The following is a 3,948-nucleotide window of genomic DNA, read 5'->3' on the forward strand; positions in this document are numbered from 1 at the left end:
TTGACATCCAGTTCTTCATTGGAAGGATTGAAAGTTGTATCCCCGATCACCAGCGTTTTTTTCTCAGAACCGTCTGTGGCTGCCGCAGATGTATCCGACTCAGCTGCCGTACTTGTCCCGCTTTCCGTTTTGTCATTCTTGCTTCCGCAGCCGTACAGTCCCAGGCTGAGTGTCACGGTAAGAAGCAATGCCATTATTTTTTTCATGTTCTTTTTCATACGTTTTTCCTCTCTCTTTTTCTTTTTGATATTATACAACTTATCTCTGACATACTATGGTATCCATAAATCGCTCCGTCACAAAATAACTTTGGAATTTTTTCAATCGGATGTATATAAAACTTGTCATTCGATTCTGATTCGTTTTGCTGACATCTATCTGATTCGTATATTTGCTATACAAACAGCTGCCGGCATCACAGCACACTGTCCAGCAACATACGCGTGTATTCGTGTTTCGGAAAATGCAGCACTTCCTCTGTTTTCCCCTGTTCTACGATCTTTCCCTGATACATGACCAGCACACGGTCACAGAAATTCTGCACCAGTGCAATATCATGGCAGATAAACAGATACGACATCTGACGTTCTTCCTGCAGAGCATCTAAAAGCTGCAGAATCTCTGCCTGGACGGTGACATCAAGTGCGGACGTCGCTTCATCTAAAATCAGCAGTCTGGGCTTGATTGCAATCGCTCTTGCAATCGCTGCTCTCTGACACTGCCCGCCACTGACTTCATGTGGATAACGTTTCATAAAATCTTCCGGCAGTCCGCACTGCTTAAAAAGCTCTTTTACAATTTCCATAGCTTCTTTTTTTGGCATACCGGCATTTCTCAGGCTTTCTGCCACAGCATCTCCAAGGCGGCATCTCGGATCAAAACTTTCGGTCGGCGTCTGAAAAACCATCTGCATTTTCCGGTAAATGTTTTTCATTTTGTTTCTTTTATAGTGGGTGATGTCTTCTCCATCGAGCAGAATCTTTCCATCGGTACTGTCAAGAAGCCTAGTGATCATATTTACAACCGTCGTCTTTCCGCTTCCGCTCTCCCCGATGATCGCCAGCTTTTCTCCCGGAAACAATTCAAAACTGACATCATCCACCGCCTTATATTCATCCTCTTTTCCATCTGAAAAAATTTTAGTCAGATGCGAAATCTGTAATAATGGCTCCATATTTTACCTCCGAAGAACAGGAATCGCTGCAAGTAATCGCTTTGTATAATCCGACTGCGGATGACTCAGTACCTCCTGCGTCTTTCCGTATTCTTCCATTTTTCCATCTTTCAGAACCAGCATGGAGTCCGCCATCGCACGGATCACTCCGATGTTGTGCGTAACGATAAGGATCGTTGTCCCATACTGTTCTCGGATCATTTTCATCTGCTCTACGACCTGTTTCTGAATCGAAACATCCAGTGCCGAAGTCGGCTCATCCGCAAGCAGGATCTTCGGTTTTAAGAGCATCGCTGCCGCAACGCCAACACGCTGCTGCATGCCACCCGACAACTCAAACGGATAACTTTTCAGGATTCTTTTTGGATCCTGAAATCCGAATTTTGCAAGCATTTCCGCTGCTTCATCCTCAAATTCGGCTTTTTTTATTTTTCGGTGCTCTTTCATTTCTTCCAGCAGCTGCTCCCCGACGGTTCGGATCGGGCAGAAAGAACTTCCGGCATTCTGGAAGATCATGCCAATTTCGCTCCCGCAGATTTTACGCAGTTCTTTTGCATTTAAATCCAGAAGATTTTTTTCTTCGTACCAGATCTTTCCGCCTGTGACGCTTCCATTCTTTCCAAGCAATCCGATTGCTGCCTTAATCAATGTGGATTTGCCGCTTCCGCTCTCCCCTGCGATCCCTAAGATTTCACCTTTTTCTGCCGAAAAGCTGACCTTTTTGATTACCGGACTGCCATTGTAACAGATATCGACGTTTTCATAGCAAATGATTCCTGACATATCTACCTCTCATTTCTTGGATCCAACAGATCCCTTACCGTATCGCCAAGCAGGTTGAAAACCATGACTGAAAGAAAAATGGCAATTCCCGGTGCAAAGGTTACCCAAGGATGTGTCGTCAGCAGATTTCTGGTATCACTCATCATACTTCCCCACTCCGCAACCGGCGGTTTTGCACCAAGTCCCAGAAACGACAGGCCTGCAAGCTCCATCATCATCGTTCCGATATCCAGCATGGCAGTCACAAGGATCGGTCCTGTGATATTCGGCAGAATATGTTTCAAAATCAGTTTTCCTGTACTGCATCCAGATAAGATTGCCGCCCGCATATAGAGGCTTTCTTTCTGTGCCAATGTCTGACTTCTGGCAATCCTTGCATATTTCGGCCAGCTGATCGCCCCAAGGGCTATAACCGCATTCTGTACGCCGCCTCCCATCACGGCTGCAACTGCCAGGGCAAAAACCAGACCGGGAAATGCAAGGAAAATGTCGGATATCCGCATCAGAATCGTATCCAGTTTCTTTCCGTTCCATCCACAGATGATCCCGACGATCGTTCCGATCACCGTGATCCCGACAACCAGAAGCAAAGTCGAATAGATACTTGTCTTGCTTCCGACGATGACTCTGGATAACATATCCCTCCCATAACGATCTGTTCCGAACGGATGTGCCAGTGACGGACTTGCTTTTGCGATACTAAGATTCTGCTCATAAGGATCATATGGGCATAAGTGTTCGCTGAAATAAGAACCGACAACCAGAAGCAGTGCCAGCGTGGCAAAAATAAAAAATCGCTTTTTCAGATGATTTTTCTGCTTCTTCGGTTTTCTTCGTGCTGATTTATCCATTTTGATTCACCCCCAGACGGATTCTCGGATCCAGGCAGTGGTATAAGAGATCCGTGATCAGATTGACTATGACATAGATCAGTGCCATCCATACGACATATGCCTGGATCACCGGATAATCGCGTGTCGTGATCGCATCCACTGCCAGTTTTCCGACCCCATCCCACATAAAAATACTCTCAATGATCGCTGTACCGCCAAGCAAACTTCCAATGGATAATGCAAGCAATGTAATGATCGTAAGCATGGCTGATTTTATAACGTTTTTCCATAAGATCACGCTTTCCCTGATACCTCTCGCCCTGGCTCCCTGAACATAATCTTTGTTCAGCTCCTCCAGAACAGCTGCACGGACCTGCCGCATATACTTTGCAGACATGGAAATTGCCAGCGTCAGCATCGGCATCAGTGCACTTCTGATATTTACACCGCTTGCGATGACCGGCAGAAGATTCAGTTTGATCGACAGCAGCTGCATCAGAAGCATCGCCACAAAAAAATTCGGCATCGCATTACCGATAAAGCTGAAAAACCGCAAAAGCAGATCCACCCACTTATCCTGACAGACTGCCGCCAGAACACCAAGCGGGATGGAGATCACAACCGTTGCCAAAATCGACATGACCGTAAGCAGCAGCGTTGCCGGAAGTTTGGATACAAATTCATCAAACACCTTTTTCCCGGACACATAGCTTGTCCCCATATCACCATGCAAAAATCCATTCAGCCAGCTTACATACTGAATCAGAAACGGCTGATCCAAGCCAAGTTCTGCTTTCTTTGCATCAATGATCTCCTGCGACACCGCCGTGCCGCGGTTTTCATACATCTCCGTGACAGCATCGCTTCCCGCCACCCGCATCATGGCAAAAGACAAAAAAGTAATCCCTATAAGAATAGGAATCAACTGCAAAAATCGTTGTATGATATATTTTCTCATTACATTACCATCCTGTATATAATTGTCACCGATCAAGCTGTCACACTCGCACCGAGAACACTCAAACTTTTATAACGAAATACAAAACGCACTGTTATTGTATCCCCCCCGCAGGCTTCTTTCTTTTTTATTTTTATGATAGGATGATGTGAGTGTCAAAAGTCTCCAACTATGATGCCTACGGATTGTTCCGTGCGTTG

At 45.6% G+C, this 3,948-nt stretch carries 4 protein-coding genes and 1 pseudogene; all 5 read right to left on the minus strand.

Going from position 1 to position 3,948, the window contains the following annotated elements; all coding sequences use genetic code 11:
• Positions 1 to 218 (minus strand): annotated as a pseudogene (locus ACLTL4_RS11025) (hypothetical protein); the annotation flags it as partial.
• Between the two features lie 197 nt (positions 219 to 415).
• Complete coding sequence (locus ACLTL4_RS11030) at positions 416 to 1,174, minus strand: ABC transporter ATP-binding protein (protein ID WP_412320543.1); 759 nt, start codon at positions 1,172 to 1,174, stop codon at positions 416 to 418.
• A 3-nt stretch (positions 1,175 to 1,177) separates the two neighbouring features.
• Positions 1,178 to 1,957, minus strand: a complete 780-nt coding sequence (locus ACLTL4_RS11035) for an ABC transporter ATP-binding protein (protein ID WP_173866868.1) — start codon at positions 1,955 to 1,957, stop codon at positions 1,178 to 1,180.
• A 2-nt stretch (positions 1,958 to 1,959) separates the two neighbouring features.
• A complete protein-coding gene (gene nikC, locus ACLTL4_RS11040; RefSeq protein WP_173896830.1) occupies positions 1,960 to 2,808 on the minus strand; it encodes a nickel transporter permease in 849 nt (282 codons plus the stop codon).
• On the minus strand, positions 2,801 to 3,748 hold the full coding sequence (gene nikB / locus ACLTL4_RS11045; protein WP_173896831.1) for a nickel ABC transporter permease: 948 nt from the start codon (positions 3,746 to 3,748) through the stop codon (positions 2,801 to 2,803). The genes nikC and nikB overlap by 8 nt, the downstream gene beginning before the upstream one ends.
• Between the last annotated feature and the right edge of the window lie 200 nt (positions 3,749 to 3,948).

This window comes from Hominisplanchenecus sp. (assembly GCF_046967715.1).
GTDB lineage: Bacteria > Bacillota > Clostridia > Lachnospirales > Lachnospiraceae > Hominisplanchenecus > Hominisplanchenecus faecis.